This window comes from Nocardioides fonticola, from assembly GCF_039536805.1.
GTDB classification, from domain to species: Bacteria; Actinomycetota; Actinomycetes; order Propionibacteriales; family Nocardioidaceae; genus Nocardioides; species Nocardioides fonticola.
The window spans coordinates 342345-359750 of record NZ_BAAAZH010000028.1; the positions used below are offsets into that span (position 1 = coordinate 342345).

The window sequence follows — 17406 nt, forward strand, 5'->3', positions numbered from 1 at the left end:
CCACCGGATTCACAGCTGCGCCAGGTCGAGCAGGGCGCCCAGTTCGTCGTTGGTGAGCTCGCGGATCTCGCCGGTGCGCAGCGACCCGAGCTCGACCGGGCCGATCGAGGTACGGGTCAGGCGCTCGACCGGATGCCCGAGGTGGTCCATCAGCCGGCGCACGATGCGGTTGCGGCCCTCGTGGATCGTCAGCTCGACGATGCTGCGGTCGGGGTCGCGCGGCGAGCGCGGGCTCATCCGGATGCGGGCCGCGGTGACCTGCACCGGCCCGTCGTCGAGGGTCACCCCGTCGAGCATCTCCTTCACCGTGCGCGGATAGACGGCACCGGTCACCTCGGCGACATAGGTCTTGTCGACCTCGTAGGAGGGATGCGCCATGCGGTGGGCGAAGTCGCCGTCGTTGGTGAGCAGGATCAGGCCCGAGGTGTCGGTGTCGAGGCGGCCGACGTGGAAGAGCCGTTCCGGCCGGTCGGCGACGAAGTCGGTCAGCGTGCGCCGACCCTGCGGGTCCGACATCGCCGAGACCACGCCGCGCGGCTTGTTGAGCACGAGATAGACGTGGGGCGAGATCGGCGGGAGGCGACGTCCCTCGACCCGGATGACGGCGGTCGACGGGTCGACCTTCGTGCCCAGCCTCGTGACGACCTCGCCGTCGACCTCCACGAGACCGTCGAGCATGAGCTCCTCGCACCGGCGACGCGAGGCGACGCCCGACTGGGCGAGCAGCTTCTGCAGACGCACCAGCCCGTCGGCGTCCGGGTGGCCGCCGGGCGGCGCGACCTCCTCGCTCACGGGGCGTCCTCGCTCTCGGTCTGCCCGTCCGCCGCCGACGCCGGGGCTTCGGTGCCCACCGCCGGCGCAGCCGCCTCGGCGAGCTCCTCGGCGATGTCCTCCATCTCGGGCAGGTACGGCGCCAGCTCGGGCAGCTCGTCGAGGGAGACCACGCCGATGCGCTCGAGGAAGTAGGACGTCGTGCGGTAGAGGTTCGCACCCGTCTCGGCGTCCTGGCCGGCCTCCTCCACGAGGCCGCGGGTCAGCAGCGTGCGCATGACGCCGTCGACGTTGACGCCGCGGATCGCCGAGACCCGCGCACGCGAGACCGGCTGCTTGTAGGCCACGACCGCGAGGGTCTCCAGCGCCGCCTGGGTCAGCCGCGCCTGCTGGCCGTCGAGCACGAACTTCTCGACGACGACCGCGTACTCGTCACGGGTGTAGTAGCGCCAGCCACCGGCGACCTGGCGCAGCTCGAAGCCGCGCCCCTGCTCGGTGTACTCCTCGGCGAGGGTCTGCAGCGTCGCCACGACCTCCTCGACCGGGTAGCCGACCGCCGTGGCCAGGGTGACGGCGTCCAGCGGCTGGTCGGCGACCATCAGCACGGCCTCCAGCGACGGCTGCAGGGCGGCGAGGGGGACGGCGAGCGTCTCCTCCTCGACCTCGTCGGGACGGGTGTCCTCGGCGGTCTGCTGCTCACTCACGGGTGGGGTCCTCACTGGTCGGTGCGGGGCTGTCCGGGTCGGCCGGCGCGTCGTCCTCGGGGATCGGCAGCGGCGTGCCGTCGAACTCGTCGGTGCGGGCGGCCAGCGATTCCACGTCGACGTCGTCGTCGCCGGTCCACCGCACGGTCAGCTCCCCGAGCGGCGAGACCTGGTCGAAGGCGACCGCGCCCTCACGGTAGAGCTCGAGCAGCGAGAGGAACCTCGCCACGGTGGTGAGCGTGTCGGGCGAGTCGCCGCACAGCGCACGGAAGGTCAGCGTGCCGCCGCGACGCAGCCGCTCGGCGACCACCGCCGCCTGCTCGCGCACGCTGACGGCCGGGGCGTGGATGTGGTGCAGGGTCAGCTCGAGCTCGGGCTTGGGCGTCAGCGCCTTGGCCGCGAGCCGCGCGAACTGCTCCAGGCCGATGCCGATGAGCACCTCGGGCAGCAGCCCGGCGTAGCGCTCCTCCAGGCCGACGGCGCGCGCGTGGCGCTTCGCCTCGCCGGCCAGCCGCTGATCGAGCACGGCCGCGATGTGCTTGAACGCCTTGTACTGCAGCAGCCGCGCGAACAGCAGGTCGCGCGCCTCCAGCAGGGCGAGGTCCTCCTCGTCCTCGACGTCGCCCTGGGGCAGGAGCCGGGCGGCCTTGAGGTCGAGCAGGGTGGCGGCGACGAGCAGGAAGGACGTCGTCTGCTCGAGGTCCCAGACCGGTCCGCCGGCCTTCACGTGCGCGATGAACTCGTCGGTGACCTGGCTGAGCGCGACCTCGGTGATGTCGAGCTTGTGCTTGGAGATCAGGCCGAGCAGCAGGTCGAAGGGGCCCTCGAAGTTGTCGAGTCGGACGGCGAAGCCGCCGGCGGCCTCGGCCTCGGGGGTCGGGTCGAGGACGGTCATCCCTCGCTCAGCCGCCGCACGAGGGCGCTGTCCTCGCCCTCGGCCTCGAACTCGGCGAGCACGAGGGCGAGGGCCTCGCGCACCAGGCGACCGCGGTCGACGGCCAGGCCGTGGGTGCCGCGCAGGGCCAGCCGGGCGTGCTCGATGGCCAGCAGCTCCTCGGAGGTGATGTAGACCGTCATCTTCTCGTCGTGACGCACCCGACCGCTGGGCTGGGCGGCCCGCCCGCGGCGGGTCGTCGGCGCCTCGGGTTCGGCGGCGGCGTCCGGGACGGCGCGCGGGCGCGAGGTCGGCTGCGCGGCCCCGGCCGCGGGCTCGGCGTCGTCGGACTCGGCGGGCGCCGTCGGGCGGAAGAGGTCGTCGGCAGCGGGGAGGCTCACGCGTCGTGCGGCCACCGGGCGAGCACCTCCTTGGCGAGCTGGCGGTAGGAGTCGGCGCCCGTGGAGCTGGACGCGTAGGTGGTGATCGGCTCGCCGGCGACCGTGGAGTCGGAGAACTTCACGGTGCGGCGGATGACGGTGTGGAACACCGTGTCGCCCCATGCCTGCACCAGGCGCTCCATGACCTCGCGGCTGTGCAGGGTGCGGCCGTCGTACATGGTGCCGAGGACGCCGTCGATCTGCAGGCGCGGGTTGAGCCGCTCGCGCACCTTGTCGATGGTCGTCTTGAGCAGCGCGACGCCGCGCAGCGCGAAGTACTCGCACTCCAGCGGCACGATGACGCCGTCGGAGGCGGTCAGGGCGTTGACGGTGAGCAGGCCCAGCGAGGGCTGGCAGTCGATGAGGACGACGTCGTAGCGCTCGAGCGCCGGGGCGAGCACCCGCTGGAGGGTCTGCTCGCGGGCGACCTCGTGCACCAGCTGCACCTCGGCGGCCGACAGGTCGATGTTGGAGGGCAGGAGGTCCATGCCGGGGACGCCGGTGGGCACGACGACCTCGTCGAGCTCGACGTCCTTCTCCATCAGCAGGTTGTAGATCGTCAGATCCATCTCGTGGGGGTTGAGCCCCAGCCCGACCGAGAGCGATCCCTGCGGGTCGAAGTCGACGAGCAGCACCTTGCGGCCGTACTCCGCGAGAGCGGCGCCGAGGTTGATGGTGGTGGTCGTCTTGCCGACGCCGCCCTTCTGGTTGCACATCGACACCACGCGGGCGTTCCCGTGCGAGCTGACCGGCTGCGGCTCGGGCAGCACGGGCATCGGCCGGCCAGTGGGTCCGAGCGTCGCCTTCGCGTCCGGTGCGGCGGGGCGCTCGAAGGGCAACGGCTCGGTCACGGGCGACTCTTCTCCGACGGGGTGCGTGGGTGGGCGGTGGACCGACGGCGGCTGCGTGGGTGCTGTCGAGCCCCCGGTCCCGAGCACCATTCCACCATCGGTCATCGTGCGCTCCTCGCCCCGGGTCGGGATAAGTCGACAATGCGACTTGTCGGGTGTTGCGCGGGAGCCTAGGAGGCCGCCCCGGGGCCCACAACCGGCGGATCGGTCATCCCCATGCTGTGCCGGTATCTGTTGAGGAGTTGTGCACGACACGCACCGTGGATGCACATGCCGTCCTGTCCATGTGGAGCAATCTGTGGACGGCGTGCCGGTCCTTCAGCGGCCCGGGCCGGCCCGGATCAGAGCAGATCGGCGTACTCGGGGTGCTTCTCGATCCAGCCGCGGATGAAGGGGCACTGCGGCACGACCCGGCGCTCCCCCGTCGCACGGACGTCGTCGAGGGCGGCCCGCGCGATCGCCGAGCCGACACCGCGGCCCTCGAACGCGTCGTCGACCTCGGTGTGCACGAAGACGATGCGGGCGGGGTCCTCGGCCAGCTCGTACACGGTGAAGCCGGCCAACGCCCCGTCGAGGTAGGCGGCGTACCGGTGGGCCTCGGGCTCGTGGACGACCTGTGGTGCGGCGGTGGTCTCGCTCATCCTCCGAGCCTACGCAGCGCGGTCGCGCGCAGCACCAGCTCGCCGAGCTCGTCGGTGGCGTCGAGGTCGGCAACGGCCTCGAGGATCCAGTCACGATGGTCCTCGGGGTCGAGCACGGTCTGGCGCACCTGCAGCAGCCGCACGCCGTCCTGATGAGTCTCCTCGGTGACCAGCAGCCGTGGTCCGCGGGCGTCGGGTCCGAGCTCGACCCGGTCGTGCTCGGCGTAGTACTCCTCCAGGGCGGCGTCCCAGGCCTCGGCGGTCATGACGACCTCGGCCGGCGGGTCGGTGCGTTCGGCGGCCGCGACCTCGAGGGCAGCCAGGCCGTCGACGTCGTCGCGCGCGAGGAGTTCGACCCGACGGAACATCGCGTTGCGCACCATGACGCCGAAGGCGCGCTCCTGGCGCGAGAGCGGCCGCGGCGAGGACGGCGGCACCCGGTCGGTGACATCCCGCGGCGCATGCGCCGGATCGGTGAGGGCCTCCCACTCGTCGAGCAGCGAGGAGTCGGTCTGCCGCACCGTCTCGCCCAGCCAGTCGAGCAGCGCCTCGAACTCCTCGCTGCGCAGCCGCTCGGGCACGGTCTGGCGCAGCGCCTTGTAGGCGTCGGTGAGGTAGCGCAGCACCAACCCCTCCGAGCGCGCGAGCTGGTAGCGGGCCACGACGTCGGTGAACCCCATCCCCTGCTCGTACATCTCGCGCACGATCGACTTGGGCTCCAGGGACGCCGCCGCGGCGTCCGTCGGCAGCCACGGGTGTCCGGTGCGGTAGAGCTCGTAGGCGGCCTCGAGCCGCTCGGCCAGCGGCCGCGGCCAGGTGACCTCCTCGACCAGCTCCATGCGTTCCTCGTACTCGACGCCGTCGGCCTTCATCGCCGCGATCGCCTCACCCCGTGCGGCCCACTGCTGGGCGAGCAGGATCTGGCGCGGCGCCTCGACGACGGCCTCGATGGTCGAGACGGTCTCGACGAGCGCATCGGGTGCCTCGGCGTCGATGAGGTCGAGGGCCGCCAGCGCGAAGTGCGAGAGCGGCTGGTTGAGCGCGAAGTCCGGGGGCAGGTCGACGGTGAGCACGTAGCGGCGTCCGAAGGCGTCGAGCTCGTCGAGCCGGGTCACCACCCCCGAGCGCACCAGCGAGCGGGTCAGCCGCAGTGCCCGCCGGGCCAGCCGCAGCTGCTGGCGGCGCTCCTCGTGGTTGTCGGTCAGCAGCCGGCGCAGCACCGGGAAGGCGTCCTCCTCGCGCGCCAGCACGCTGAGCAGCATCGCGTTGTCGATGCGCATCCGCGAGACCAGCCGTTCGGGGTCGCCCTCGACCAGCTTGGTGAAGGTCTGCTCGGTCCACACGACCGATCCCTCGGGCGGCTTGCGCAGCTGCGCCTTCGACTTCTTCTTCGGGTTCGCGGCGTTCTTGGCGTCGGCCTTGGCCTTCGCGCGCTCGTTCTCGATCACGTGCTCGGGTGCCTGGACGACGACGTAGCCCACCGTGTCGAACCCGGCCCGGCCCGCCCGGCCGGCGATCTGGCGGAACTCGCGCACCCGCAGCACCCGCTGCCGGTTGCCGTCGAACTTCACCAGGCCGGTGAAGAGCACCGTGCGGATCGGCACGTTGATGCCGACGCCGAGGGTGTCGGTGCCGCAGATGATGCGCAGCGCGCCCGACTGGGCGAGCTGCTCGACCAGCCGCCGGTAGCGCGGCAGCATGCCGGCGTGGTGCACGCCGATGCCGCGCTTGAGCAGCTTGGCCAGCGTCTTGCCGAAGCCGGCACCGAACCGGAACCCCTCGAGCCGTTCGCGCACCGCCGCCTGGGCCTCGGCCGTCATCGGGCTCTGCGCCAGCCAACCTGCGGTCAGCAGGGACGTCGCGTGCTCGACCGCCGCCGCCTGGGTGAAGTGGACGACGTAGACCGGCGCCTGGCCGGTGGTGAGGATCTCCTCGAGCTTCTCGGCCATCGGGTCCAGCGACCAGGAGAAGTCCAGCGGCACCGGGCGGACGGCGTCGTCGATCAGCGTGGTCTCGCGACCGGTACGCCGGGTGAGGTCCTCGCGCAGATCGGCGGTGTCGCCCAACGTGGCCGACATCAGCAGGAACTGCACGTCGGGCAGCTCCAGCAACGGCACCTGCCACGCCCAGCCGCGGTCGGGTTCGGCGTAGTAGTGGAACTCGTCCATCACGACCAGGCCGACGTCGGCGGTGCGGCCCTCGCGCAGGGCGAGGTTGGCGAGGATCTCGGCGGTGCAGCAGATGATCGGAGCGTCGGCGTTGACCGAGGCGTCGCCGGTGAGCATGCCGACGTTCTCGGGGCCGAAGACCGCGCAGAGCTCGAAGAACTTCTCGCTCACCAGCGCCTTGATCGGCGCGGTGTAGAAGGAGACCCGGTCGGTGGCCAAGGCGGCAGCGTGCGCGGCGAGGGCCACGAGCGACTTGCCCGACCCGGTCGGGGTGGCCAGCACGACGTTGCTGCCGCTGACCAGCTCCATCACCGCCTCGTCCTGGTGCGGGTAGAGCTCCAGACCGCGGGAGGCGGCGAAGGCGGAGACGGCCTCGTAGACGGCGTCGGGCGACGCGCCGACGCGCGGCGGCCAGCCCGCGAGGGCAGTGGGCTCGGGCGGCATCAGTCGCGGGCTCGCGGGTGCGCGGCGGCGAAGACCTCGCGCAGGTTGTCGACCGTCACGAGCGTGTAGATCTGGGTGGTGGTCACCGAGGCGTGTCCGAGCAGCTCCTGCACCACGCGGACGTCGGCGCCGCCCTCGAGCAAGTGGGTGGCGAAGGAGTGCCGCAGGGTGTGGGGCGAGACCTCGCGGGTGACACCGGCCCGCTCGGCGGCGCGCACCAGCACGGTCCACGCCGACTGCCGGGAGAGCCGGCCACCGCGGGCGTTGAGGAAGAGGGCCGGCCCGCTGCGCTCACCCACGAGTGCCGGGCGCCCGCGCACCAGGTAGGCCTCCAGCGCGTCGCGGGCGTAGGAGCCGACCGGCACGATGCGCTGCTTGCCACCCTTGCCGCGCAGCAGCACGGTCGCGGTCAGCGCCTGGTGGACGCCGTCACCGCGGTCGATGTCGTCGACGTCGAGCCCGACCGCCTCCGAGATGCGGGCACCGGTGCCATAGAGAAGTTCGAGCAGCGCCCGGTCGCGCAGGGCCAGCGCGGTGCCCGGTGCCCCGGCGGCGTCGAGGATGGCCTCGACGTCGGCCAGGGGCAGCGCCTTGGGCAGTCGTCGCGCCGGAGTGGGTGGACGGACGCCGCCGGCCGGGTCGTGCTGGGCCAGGCCGTCGGCCAGGGCGAACTTGTGGAACCCGCGCACGGCCACCACGGTGCGGGCCGCGGAGGTGGCCGAGAGCGGCGGGTGGTCGGCGTCCCCCTCGCGCAGCGCGACGAGGAAGCCGGCGACGTGCTCGGGGGTCACGGCGTCGAGGTCGTCGATGCCGAGAGTGCCGAGGTGCTCGAGGTAGCGGCGCAGGTCGCGCCGGTAGCTGGAGAGGGTGTTCGCCGCGAGCCCGCGTTCGACGCTGAGGTGGTCGAGGTAGGTCCGGACCGCCCGCTCCGCACGCCCGGGGGCGGCGGTCGGGCGGTCCGAGGCCATGACGTCAGGCAAGGGCGTCGGCCAGGGCGACGGCGGGGATGCCGACGGCCTCGCCGACGGGCGCGTTGGTCAGGTGGCCGGCGTGGGTGTTGAGGCCGAGCGCGAGGCTGGCGTCGTCGCGCAACGCCTGCTGCCAGCCCTTGTTCGCCAGCGCCACCACGTAGGGCAGGGTCGCGTTGGTGAGCGCGTAGGTGGAGGTGTTCGGCACCGCACCGGGCATGTTCGCCACGCAGTAGAAGATCGACTCGTGCACCTGGTAGGTCGGGTCGGCGTGCGTGGTGGCCCGGGTGTCCTCGAAGCAGCCGCCCTGGTCGACCGCGATGTCGACGAGCACCGAGCCGGGCTTCATGGCCGCGACCAGTTCGTTGGTGACCAGCTTGGGCGCTGCGGCACCGGGGATCAGCACGGCGCCGATGACCAGGTCGGCCTCGAGCACCTGCTGCTCGATCGCCAGGCGCGAGGACGCCAGGCCGTGCACCCGGTTGTTGTAGCGCCAGAACGACATGCGCAGCTTGTCGAGGTCGGTGTCGAGCAGAGTGACATCGGCGCCCATGCCGAGCGCGATGTTGGCCGCGTTCTGACCCGAGACGCCGGCACCGAGGATGACGACCTTGGCGTTGGCGACGCCGCCGACGCCGCCCATGAGGACGCCGCGGCCGCCCTGGGCCTTCATCATCGAGTACGCGCCGACCTGGGGCGCCAGACAGCCGGCGACCTCCGACATCGGGTAGAGCAGCGGCAGGCCGCCGGAGGGCAGCTGCACCGTCTCGTAGGCGATGCCGGTGACCTTGCGGGCCAGCAGCTCCTCGGTGAGCGGCTTGTCGGCCGCGAGGTGGAGGTAGGTGAAGAGGGTCAGCCCGTCGCGCAGCCGGTGGTACTCCTCGGCGATGGGCTCCTTGACCTTGAGCACCATGTCGGCGACGCCCCACGTCTCGTCGGCGTCGGCGACGATCGTGGCGCCCTCCTCGACGTACTCCTCGTCGGTGATCGAGGACCCGAGCCCCGCGCCGGCCTGGATGTAGACCTCGTGCCCGTTCGCCGTCAGCTCATGAACCCCGATCGGGGTGATGGCGACGCGGTACTCGTGGTTCTTGACTTCCTTCGGGACACCGATCTTCAAGGGACCCTCCTGTGGGTGTGATGGCCCGGATCGCGGGCGGCGCCTGAGTCTATGCCCGGCGCGCCCGCCGGCGTCCGAGGCGGGGGTCCCCCCCTCAGTCGGGAATCACCGGGGTCGGAAGTCCGGGTTGCCACGGCCTGCACGGCAGGCCTGCGAGCAGTACTTCACCGAGTCCCAGTCGCGCTCCCACTTCTTGCGCCAGCTGAAGGGGCGACCGCAGGTCAGGCAGATCTTGTCCGGAGGCGTCCCTGCGCGTCCGCCCGGCGTACCGCCGCGTGCTCGTCCCACCCCGTCGAGGTTACGGGGCTCCCCCAGCGGCACGTGTGCGCTGCACGGCATGGGCGAGGACGGCGATCGCCAGCGGCCCGTCCTCGGTGCGTCCGTCGAGGACGGCGTCGAGCAGGTCGTCGAAGGGCACCCGCTCGAGCACGAGATCGGCCTCCTCGTGGCGCTGCTCGAAGTCGCCCACCCCGACCTCGCGCAGGTCGCGAGCGAGGAAGTAGTGGATGAGCTCCTCGCTGATGCCGGGCGAGGAGTAGGCGCGCAGCAGCGGGCTCCAGGTGTCGGCCTCGAAGCCGGCCTCCTCGCGCAGCTCGCGCCGGGCGACGTCGATCGGATCCTCGTCGACCCCGTCGAGGAGACCGGCCGGGAGCTCCAGCAACCGACGGCGCACCGGGTGGCGGTACTGCCGCAGCACCAGCACCCGGTCGTCGGCGTCGATCGCCAGCACCACCACCGCACCGGGGTGCTCGAGGACGAAGCGGCGGAAGACCTCGGGGTCGTCGGGCCGATGCAGCCGGTCGGCGCGGTAGGCCATCACCCACCCGTCGCGGTGCAGGTCGGTGGACTCCACGACGGGCCAGGACGCCGGCTCGTCAGCCAGCGGCCGGACTCCCCCGCCGTCGGTGCCGCCGTCGGTGCCCGCAACCACCCGTCAGTCCTGCGGCTCGGCGTGCAGCCCCGACTCGTCGATCGGGAACCGCAGCTCCCGCTGCCGCGCGATCGCCGCACCGACGAGGCCCGCGAACAGCGGGTGCGGGCGGGTCGGCCGCGAGCGCAGCTCGGGGTGCGCCTGGGTGGAGATGTAGTAGGGGTGCACCTCGCGGGGCAGCTCGACGAACTCCACGAGGTTGTTGTCCGGGGAGGTGCCGGAGAACACCAGGCCGGCCTCCTCGAGCTGGTCGCGGTAGGCGTTGTTGACCTCGTAGCGGTGGCGGTGGCGCTCCTGGATCTCCGCGGCGCCGTACACCTGCCGGGCGATGCTGCCCTCCTTGAGGGCGGCCGGGTAGAGGCCCAGGCGCATGGTGCCGCCGAGGTCGCCGGCGCCGTCGACGAACGCCTTCTGCTCGGCCATGGTGGCGATGACCGGCTCGGGGGTCTCGGGGTCGAACTCGGTCGAGTCGGCCTTCTCCAGCCCGAGCACGTTGCGGGCGTACTCGATGACCATGCTCTGCAGCCCCAGGCACAGGCCGAGGGTCGGGATGCCGTGGGTGCGGGCGTAGGTCAGCGCCCCGAGCTTGCCCTCCAGGCCGCGGACGCCGAATCCGCCGGGCACGCAGATGCCGTCGACGTCGTGCAGCTGCTTGGCGGCACCGGACGGCGTCGCGCACTCGTCGGAGGGGATCCAGCGCAGGTGCACCTTGGCCTCGTGGGCGAAGCCGCCGGCGCGCAGGGCCTCGGCGACGGAGAGGTAGGCGTCGGGCAGGTCGATGTACTTGCCGACGAGCGCGATCGTCACCTCCTCCTTGGGGTGGTGGACCCGACGCAGCAGGTCGTCCCACAGCGTCCAGTCGACGTCGCGGAAGGGCAGGTCGAGGCGGCGCACGACGTAGGCGTCGAGGCCCTCGCGGTGCAGCACCTTGGGGATGTCGTAGATGGACGGCGCGTCGGCCGCGGTGACGACCGCCTCGACGTCGACGTCGCACATGAGCGAGATCTTGCGCTTGATGCCCTCGGGCAGTTCCCGGTCGGCGCGGCAGACCACGGCGTCGGGCTGGATGCCGACCTGGCGCAGAGCGGCCACCGAGTGCTGGGTGGGCTTGGTCTTCAGCTCACCGGAGGGGCCGATGTAGGGCACGAGGGAGACGTGGAGGAAGAACACGTTGCCGCGGCCGATGTCGTGGCGCACCTGACGGGCAGCCTCGAGGAAGGGCAGCGACTCGATGTCGCCGACCGTGCCGCCGATCTCGGTGATGACGACGTCGACCGCGTCGTCGCCGGTGCCGGCCCCCATCGCGAGGATGCGGTCCTTGATCTCGTTGGTGATGTGCGGGATCACCTGGACGGTGTCGCCGAGGTAGTCGCCGCGGCGCTCCTTGGCGATGACGTGCGAGTACACCTGACCGGTCGTCACGTTCGCGATCGCCGAGAGGTCGGTGTCGAGGAAGCGCTCGTAGTGGCCGATGTCGAGGTCGGTCTCGGCGCCGTCGTTGGTCACGAAGACCTCGCCGTGCTGGAACGGGTTCATCGTCCCGGGGTCGACGTTGAGGTACGGGTCGAGCTTCTGCATCGTGACCCGCAGGCCCCGCGACCGGAGCAGACGGCCCAGGCTCGAGGCCGTGAGCCCCTTCCCGAGCGAGGAGGCGACGCCCCCGGTCACGAACACATGCTTGGCCTGGGACGGAATCCTCATGGAACTCCATCCTATGGCATCGGAGGGGGTGCTCAGGACACGGCGCGCGCGCTCTGCGCCACCTCGAGCAGTTCACGCGCGTGGGCCAGCGCGGTGTCGGAGTCGCTGAGGCCGGCGAGCATGCGGGAGAGCTCCCGTTCGCGGGCGGCGTCGTCGAGCACGGTCAGGCCGGAGCTGGTCACGGTGCCGTCGCTGGACTTGGCGACCACCACGTGCCGGTCGGCGTAGGCGGCGACCTGGGGCAGGTGGGTCACGACGAGCACTTGGGCGCTGCGGGCGAGCATCGCCAGGCGGCGTCCGATCTCGACAGCTGCGGCGCCACCGACGCCGGCGTCGACCTCGTCGAAGACGAAGGTCGGCACCTTCGACTCCCCCGATGCGGCCAGCGCGACCTCGAGACCGAGCATCACGCGGGAGAGCTCACCGCCCGAGGCGCCCTTGTGGAGCGGTCGCGGCGCCGAGCCGGTGTTGGCGGCGAGCAGCAGCTCGACCTCGTCGATGCCGGACGGCGCGTACCGCAGCCATCGTCCGCCGACCTCGAGGGGTGCGCCGCTCTGCTCGGGATCGCCGGCCGCGACCTCCTGCTGACGCACCTCGATCTCGAGCCGGGCATGAGGCATCGCGAGCTGATGGAGCTCCTCGGTGACCAGCGCTGCGAGCCGCTCAGCCGCCTCGGTGCGAGCCGCGCTCAGCTCGCCGGCCGCCGCGGCGAGCTCGGCCCGCAGGCGACGGCGTTCGCCGCGCAGTTCCTCGATGCGCTCGTCGGTGCCGTCGAGCTCGAGGAGCCGGCGCGCCGAGGTCTCGGCCCAGGCGAGCACCTCCTCGACGCTCTCGCCGTACTTGCGGGTCAGCCCGATCAGGGCGGCGCGCCGCTCGGAGACGGTCGCGAGCCGGGCGGGATCGGTGTCGATGGCGGTGGCGTAGGAGGCGACGTCGGCGGCGAGGTCGGCCAGGAGGTAGGAGACCTCGGCCAGACGGTCGGCGAGGGCGGCCGCCTCGGGGTCGTGCTCGCGCACGGAGTCCAGCGCCCGACGAGCGGCGGAGACCGCACCGAGGGCGTCGGGGCCGCCGTTCTCGGCCGACAGCGCCTCCCGGGCGGTCTCGGCGGCCGTGCGCAGGGTGTCGGAGAACCCCAGACGGGTCTCCTCGGCAGCCAGCTCGGCATCCTCCCCCGGACGCGGGTCGACGGCCTCGATCTCACCGAGCCCGAAGCGCAGCAGATCGGCCTCGCGGGCCCGGTCGCGGGCGGTGGTGACGACCTCGTCGAGCTCCCGCTCGGTCTCGCGCAGCGCGTCGAAGAGCTCGCGATAGCGCTGGGAGAGATCGGCGACGCGGGCACCGCCGAAGCGGTCGAGCGCGGCCCGCTGGGCGCGCGGCTGGAGCAGGCGGTGCTGGTCGGACTGACCGTGGACGGCGACCAGCGGCTCGCTCACCTCGGCGAGGGTCGCGACCGGCACGCTCGCACCACCGACATAGGCGCGCGAGCGGCCCTCCGCCGAGACGTTGCGGGCCAGCACGACCCGGCCGTCGTCGACGCTGCCGCCGGCCTCGTCGACAGCCGCCACGAACTCCGGCAGTCCGTCGGCGGCCACGATGCCCTCGACGCGGGCGCTGGTGGAACCGGTGCGCACCGACCCGGAGTCGGCCCGCCCGCCGAGCAGCAGACCGAGCGCGGTGACGATCATCGTCTTGCCGGCGCCGGTCTCACCGGTGATCACGGTCAGGCCCGGGCCGAGTTCGAGGGTCGAGGAGTCGATGACCCCCAGGGAGCTGATCCGGATCTCCTCGAACATCACGCCTCCTTCGGGTCGGGTGCGGTGCGGCGACGGCGTTCGGCCGACCCGCGCCAACCTTCGACCGAGAGGCCGAACTTGGCGACGAGCCGGTCGGTGAACGGGGCCTCGTGCAGCCGCGCGATGCGCATCGGGGTGTGGCCGCGGCGGACCTCGATCCGTGCGCCGGGCGGCAGGTCGACGGCGCGTCGTCCGTCGCACCACAGCACGCCGGCCCCTTCGGTGCGGGCGAGCACCTCGACGGCCAGCACCGAGGTCGGCGCGACGACGAGCGGACGGGCGAAGAGCGCGTGCGCGCTGATCGGGACCATGAGCAGCGCCTCGACCTGCGGCCACACGACCGGGCCTCCGGCGCTGAAGTTGTAGGCGGTCGAGCCGGTCGGGGTCGCACAGACGATGCCGTCGCAGCCCCACCGCGAGAGCGGACGGCCGTCGACCTCGACGACCACCTCGAGCATGCGCTCGCGGGCCGCCTTCTCGACGCTGGCCTCGTTGACGGCGAAGGTGCGGTTGACGATCTCGCCGTCGCGGTAGACCACGACGTCGAGGGTCATGCGGTCCTCGGAGGTGTAGCGACGGTGCACCACGGAGTCGATGACGGTGTCGACGTCCTCGTACTCGGCCTCCGCGAGGAACCCGACATGGCCGAGGTTGACCCCGAGGATCGGCGTGCCGCTGGTGTGGGTGATCTCGGCGGCACGCAGGATGGTGCCGTCGCCGCCGATGACGATCGCGAGCTCGCAGCCGGCACTGGCGTCGGTGCCGGACTCGACCGGCGGGTGCACCTCGATCGTGCCCTCGAAGCCGGCAGGGTCGATGCCCAGGTCGGCGGTCTCCGGTTCGAGCAGGCGCACGACGATGCCGTGGCCGGTCAGGGCGCGCACGACGGCGAGGGCCACCTCGCGGGCGTCGTCCCGGCCGGTGTGGGTGAGCACGAGCACCCGACGCGGTGCGTCGGTCGCGCTGGTGCCCGGGGCCTCGGTCATGGCCCCACCCTCTCATCCGCCACCGACGAGACACCGGCGTGCACCACCGCATCGTGGATATCCGCCTCGGGCAGGCCCGCGCTGTCGCGCCGCAACCACAAGAAGAACTCGACGTTGCCCGACGGACCCGGCAGCGGGCTGGTGGCGACCATGCGGGCGTGCCACCCGCGCGCCGCAGCGGCGGCCGCGACACCGAGTACCGCCTCGGCCCGCAGCTCGACGTCGCGGACGACGCCGCCCTTGCCGACGCGGTCCTTGCCGACCTCGAACTGCGGCTTGACCATGAGCGCGAGGTCACCGTCGGGCGCGGTCACCCCGGTCAGGGCGTCGAGCACCAGGGTGAGGGAGATGAAGGAGAGGTCTCCGACGACGAGGTCGACGGGGCCCCCGATGAGGTCGAGGGTGAGATCGCGGATGTTGGTGCGGTCGTGGACCTGCACGCGATCGTCGGACTGGAGCTGCCAAGCCAGCTGCCCGTAGCCGACGTCGACCGCCACCACCTGCGCCGCGCCCCGACGCAGCAGGACGTCGGTGAAGCCCCCGGTCGACGCTCCGGCGTCCAGGCAGCGGCGGCCTTCGACCGACAGGCCGTGCGGCCCGAAGGCCTCGAGCGCCCCGACGAGCTTGTGCGCACCACGCGAGACGTACCCGGGATCGTCGAGGTCCTCGGCGACGACGAGCGCGACGTCGGTGGTCACGCCGGTCGCAGGCTTGGTCGCCCGGACCCCCGAGACCGTCACCCGGCCGGCGGCGATGAGGTCGCTCGCATGCTCACGCGAGCGGGCCAGGCCGCGCCGGACGAGCTCCGCGTCGAGACGGAGACGACGAGGGCCCATCGCCTCAGACGGGGTCGGTCGACGGGTCGGTCGAGGAAGCGTCCGCGGACCCGGCCGGATCATCGAGACCGTCGAGGTCGTCCAGGGCGCGGCGCAGCGTCTCGTGGGCGGCCGTGAAGACCGCCGCATGCTCGGCGAGCGGCTGGTCGTCGACCGCAGCCACGGCGTCGATCACGGCATCCACCGACGCCACCCCGGTCGCCACCGTGTCGGTGGGCTCGGGTGCGCCCGGTGCGGCCACGTCCTCGTCCATGGGGCTGAGGCTACCGGGTGCGACGGACGTCATCGGGGCGGCTCCACCTCGGTGACCGAGGCCGTGTGTCCGGTCCGGTCGAGGTGGTCCCACGATGCTGCCGAGGCAGCCCGCCACCAGTCGTCGCGCTCCCCGTGACCCTCGACCCGCAGCGCGCCGTCGACGACGGTGGCCGACCATCCGCCGCACGTCGACCGGGCGCCCTCGGTCACCACCGGGGGATGTGCCACGAGCAGGCCACCGAGATCGGCGGACAGATAGGTCGGACGTTCCTCCGCCGCTGCTGCGACCAGTTCGGCCAGCCCGGTGACACCGGTGAGGACGAGCAGCGTGTCGACGCCGACCCGGGCGCCACCAGCGATGTCGGTGTCGAGTCGATCGCCCACCATGAGCGCGGCATCGCTCCCCCGTCGCCGCATCGTCTGCTCCAGCAGCGGCGGTTCGGGCTTGCCGGCGACCTCCGGTGTGACGCCGGAGAACCGCGTGATCGTCTCGACCAGGACGCCGTGCCCCGGCGCGGTGCCGAACGCGGTCGGGATCGTCATGTCGGTGTTGCTGGCGAACCACGGCAGGCCGTCGCGGATGCGCACCGCGGCCTGCATGATGTCGGACCACACCACCTGCGGTCCGTAGCCGGTGACGACCGCGACGGCCTCCTCGCCGACCCCGACGACCGTCAACTCCTCCGCCGCGAGTGCCGCGTACAGGCCCTCACCACCCAGCGCCGCCACCGCGGCGCCCGCGCCGTGGCGCTGACGGATCAGCGATGCCACCGCCTGGGCGGAGGTCACGACGTCGTCGACCGATGCCGCGACCCCAAGCTCGCACAGATGGTCGGACACGCGATCGGGAGTCCGCGAGGCGTTGTTGGTCACGAACGCGACCGCGCGCGACCGGGAACGCCAGGCGGTGATCGCCTCGGCTGCACCCGGCACGACGTCAGGCCCGACGTAGACGACTCCGTCGAGATCGAGCATCGCGAGGTCGTACACGTCCGACAGGGGTCCCTCCGACCCGACCAACCAGCGATGTCCACTCACGGCAGGAGGCTACGCGGCCGGGCCGCGACGCCGACGCTTGACCCTCACGGCCTCGACCTCGTACCGCGAGGCGACGCCGGCACCGGCCCGGTAGAAGCGTCGCCGCAGATGGCCCTCCACCTCGACGACGTCTCCGACCTGCCAAGACCGCACAGACCGCCGCGTGCCCGCGCTCCAGGCGGCGCAGTCCAGGGAGTCGACGGTGTTCCGGCCTGACGGCGACGCCGAGGCCCGCGGCACCACGACGGCGAAACCCACCACCACCGATCCTGATGGGAGCTCCCGCTCGTCCTCGAGCCGGCTCAGGCGGCCCACCAGCCGCACGGTGTTCTCGGTGTCAACGTCGTCGACGGTCTCCGATGCCATGTCATCCTCCTCGGGTTCGAGCACCAGCCTTCCCCGCTACACCGGCTGTCGAGGAGGGACGGCGAGGATCTGGGGAGGACGGCTGCGCGGGAGCACCCTGTGGAGGATCGGCGGACCGCGAAACACCCCGAAATGCACTCAGGGGCACCGCTTGCGCGGTGCCCCTGAGCCAATGTTTGTCCGGCGGCGTCCTACTCTCCCACGACCTCGCGATCGCAGTACCATCGGCGCTGAAAGGCTTAACTTCCGGGTTCGGGATGGGACCGGGTGTTTCCCTAACGCTATGGCCGCCGTAACTCTATTCAACATTCATCCCACCCACACACACCCACTACTGGGCACGGGATGGGGTGTTGAGACCCTATATTCACTTCTCGATCATGCTCATCAACATATGAGTCGCATGTGAAGTTAGTGGACGCGAGACACTCTCGTATACGCAACACCCTTGTGGGTTTTGTTGAGGGTTTGTGTGACAAGCCCTCGGCCTATTAGTACCGGTCGGCTGGGCATCACTGC

The 17406-nt window shown here is 72.0% G+C and carries 18 protein-coding genes and 1 rRNA gene; all 19 read right to left on the reverse strand.

What is annotated here, in order from left to right:
- Window positions 1–9 precede the first annotated feature (9 nt).
- Window positions 10–792 (reverse strand): pseudouridine synthase, encoded by a 783-nt coding sequence (locus ABD671_RS18890; RefSeq protein ID WP_344735001.1) that lies wholly within the window; start codon window positions 790–792, stop codon window positions 10–12.
- Complete coding sequence (scpB, locus tag ABD671_RS18895) at window positions 789–1475, reverse strand: SMC-Scp complex subunit ScpB (RefSeq protein ID WP_344735002.1); 687 nt, start codon at window positions 1473–1475, stop codon at window positions 789–791. The genes ABD671_RS18890 and scpB overlap by 4 nt, the downstream gene beginning before the upstream one ends.
- A complete protein-coding gene (locus ABD671_RS18900; protein WP_344735003.1) occupies window positions 1468–2370 on the reverse strand; it encodes a segregation and condensation protein A in 903 nt (300 codons plus the stop codon). Before ABD671_RS18900 ends, scpB begins: the two co-directional genes overlap by 8 nt.
- On the reverse strand, window positions 2367–2765 hold the full coding sequence (locus ABD671_RS18905; protein ID WP_344735004.1) for a hypothetical protein: 399 nt from the start codon (window positions 2763–2765) through the stop codon (window positions 2367–2369). Before ABD671_RS18905 ends, ABD671_RS18900 begins: the two co-directional genes overlap by 4 nt.
- Window positions 2747–3640 carry a ParA family protein gene (locus ABD671_RS18910; protein WP_425574935.1) on the reverse strand — a complete coding sequence of 298 codons (894 nt, stop codon included), beginning with the start codon at window positions 3638–3640 and terminating at the stop codon, window positions 2747–2749. The genes ABD671_RS18905 and ABD671_RS18910 overlap by 19 nt, the downstream gene beginning before the upstream one ends.
- Before the next feature lie 341 nt (window positions 3641–3981).
- On the reverse strand, window positions 3982–4281 hold the full coding sequence (locus tag ABD671_RS18915; protein ID WP_344735005.1) for a GNAT family N-acetyltransferase: 300 nt from the start codon (window positions 4279–4281) through the stop codon (window positions 3982–3984).
- Complete coding sequence (locus ABD671_RS18920; protein ID WP_344735006.1) at window positions 4278–6893, reverse strand: DEAD/DEAH box helicase; 2616 nt, start codon at window positions 6891–6893, stop codon at window positions 4278–4280. The genes ABD671_RS18915 and ABD671_RS18920 overlap by 4 nt, the downstream gene beginning before the upstream one ends.
- Complete coding sequence (gene xerD / locus ABD671_RS18925) at window positions 6893–7861, reverse strand: site-specific tyrosine recombinase XerD (RefSeq protein ID WP_344735007.1); 969 nt, start codon at window positions 7859–7861, stop codon at window positions 6893–6895. The genes ABD671_RS18920 and xerD overlap by 1 nt, the downstream gene beginning before the upstream one ends.
- Window positions 7862–7865: 4 nt before the next feature.
- Window positions 7866–8981 carry an alanine dehydrogenase gene (gene ald / locus ABD671_RS18930; RefSeq protein WP_344735008.1) on the reverse strand — a complete coding sequence of 372 codons (1116 nt, stop codon included), beginning with the start codon at window positions 8979–8981 and terminating at the stop codon, window positions 7866–7868.
- Window positions 8982–9086: 105 nt separating this feature from the next.
- Window positions 9087–9269, reverse strand: a complete 183-nt coding sequence (locus ABD671_RS18935) for a DUF2256 domain-containing protein (RefSeq protein ID WP_344735009.1) — start codon at window positions 9267–9269, stop codon at window positions 9087–9089.
- A 10-nt stretch (window positions 9270–9279) separates the two neighbouring features.
- The gene (locus ABD671_RS18940; RefSeq protein ID WP_344735010.1) at window positions 9280–9912 is read right to left on the reverse strand and encodes an NUDIX domain-containing protein; all 633 of its coding nucleotides are present in this window, start codon (window positions 9910–9912) and stop codon (window positions 9280–9282) included.
- 3 nt (window positions 9913–9915) lie between these two features.
- Window positions 9916–11613: a CTP synthase gene (gene pyrG / locus ABD671_RS18945; RefSeq protein WP_344735011.1), complete on the reverse strand. Its 1698-nt coding sequence runs from the start codon at window positions 11611–11613 to the stop codon at window positions 9916–9918.
- Window positions 11614–11645: 32 nt separating this feature from the next.
- The gene (gene recN, locus ABD671_RS18950; protein ID WP_344735012.1) at window positions 11646–13406 is read right to left on the reverse strand and encodes a DNA repair protein RecN; all 1761 of its coding nucleotides are present in this window, start codon (window positions 13404–13406) and stop codon (window positions 11646–11648) included.
- Window positions 13406–14392, reverse strand: a complete 987-nt coding sequence (locus ABD671_RS18955) for an NAD kinase (protein ID WP_344735013.1) — start codon at window positions 14390–14392, stop codon at window positions 13406–13408. The genes recN and ABD671_RS18955 overlap by 1 nt, the downstream gene beginning before the upstream one ends.
- The gene (locus ABD671_RS18960; protein ID WP_344735014.1) at window positions 14389–15228 is read right to left on the reverse strand and encodes a TlyA family RNA methyltransferase; all 840 of its coding nucleotides are present in this window, start codon (window positions 15226–15228) and stop codon (window positions 14389–14391) included. Before ABD671_RS18960 ends, ABD671_RS18955 begins: the two co-directional genes overlap by 4 nt.
- 4 nt (window positions 15229–15232) lie before the next feature.
- Window positions 15233–15481, reverse strand: coding sequence for a hypothetical protein (locus ABD671_RS18965; protein ID WP_344735015.1), 249 nt, complete (start codon window positions 15479–15481; stop codon window positions 15233–15235).
- 29 nt (window positions 15482–15510) lie between these two features.
- Complete coding sequence (locus ABD671_RS18970; RefSeq protein WP_344735016.1) at window positions 15511–16521, reverse strand: HAD-IIA family hydrolase; 1011 nt, start codon at window positions 16519–16521, stop codon at window positions 15511–15513.
- A gap of 9 nt (window positions 16522–16530) precedes the next feature.
- The gene (locus ABD671_RS18975) at window positions 16531–16887 is read right to left on the reverse strand and encodes a single-stranded DNA-binding protein (RefSeq protein ID WP_344735017.1); all 357 of its coding nucleotides are present in this window, start codon (window positions 16885–16887) and stop codon (window positions 16531–16533) included.
- A 178-nt stretch (window positions 16888–17065) separates the two neighbouring features.
- Window positions 17066–17182, reverse strand: a 5S ribosomal RNA gene (gene rrf, locus ABD671_RS18980).
- Window positions 17183–17406 lie beyond the last annotated feature (224 nt).

Coding starts and splice junctions, on each gene's coding strand:
- ABD671_RS18920 (WP_344735006.1), bottom strand. CDS start 6,893: ATGCCGCCCGAGCCCACTGCCCTCGCGGGCTGGCCGCCGCGCGTCGGC.
- ABD671_RS18955 (WP_344735013.1), bottom strand. CDS start 14,392: ATGACCGAGGCCCCGGGCACCAGCGCGACCGACGCACCGCGTCGGGTG.
- ABD671_RS18915 (WP_344735005.1), bottom strand. CDS start 4,281: ATGAGCGAGACCACCGCCGCACCACAGGTCGTCCACGAGCCCGAGGCC.
- ABD671_RS18975 (WP_344735017.1), bottom strand. CDS start 16,887: ATGGCATCGGAGACCGTCGACGACGTTGACACCGAGAACACCGTGCGG.
- pyrG (WP_344735011.1), bottom strand. CDS start 11,613: ATGAGGATTCCGTCCCAGGCCAAGCATGTGTTCGTGACCGGGGGCGTC.
- ABD671_RS18900 (WP_344735003.1), bottom strand. CDS start 2,370: ATGACCGTCCTCGACCCGACCCCCGAGGCCGAGGCCGCCGGCGGCTTC.
- ABD671_RS18960 (WP_344735014.1), bottom strand. CDS start 15,228: ATGGGCCCTCGTCGTCTCCGTCTCGACGCGGAGCTCGTCCGGCGCGGC.
- ABD671_RS18965 (WP_344735015.1), bottom strand. CDS start 15,481: ATGGACGAGGACGTGGCCGCACCGGGCGCACCCGAGCCCACCGACACG.
- recN (WP_344735012.1), bottom strand. CDS start 13,406: ATGTTCGAGGAGATCCGGATCAGCTCCCTGGGGGTCATCGACTCCTCG.
- xerD (WP_344735007.1), bottom strand. CDS start 7,861: ATGGCCTCGGACCGCCCGACCGCCGCCCCCGGGCGTGCGGAGCGGGCG.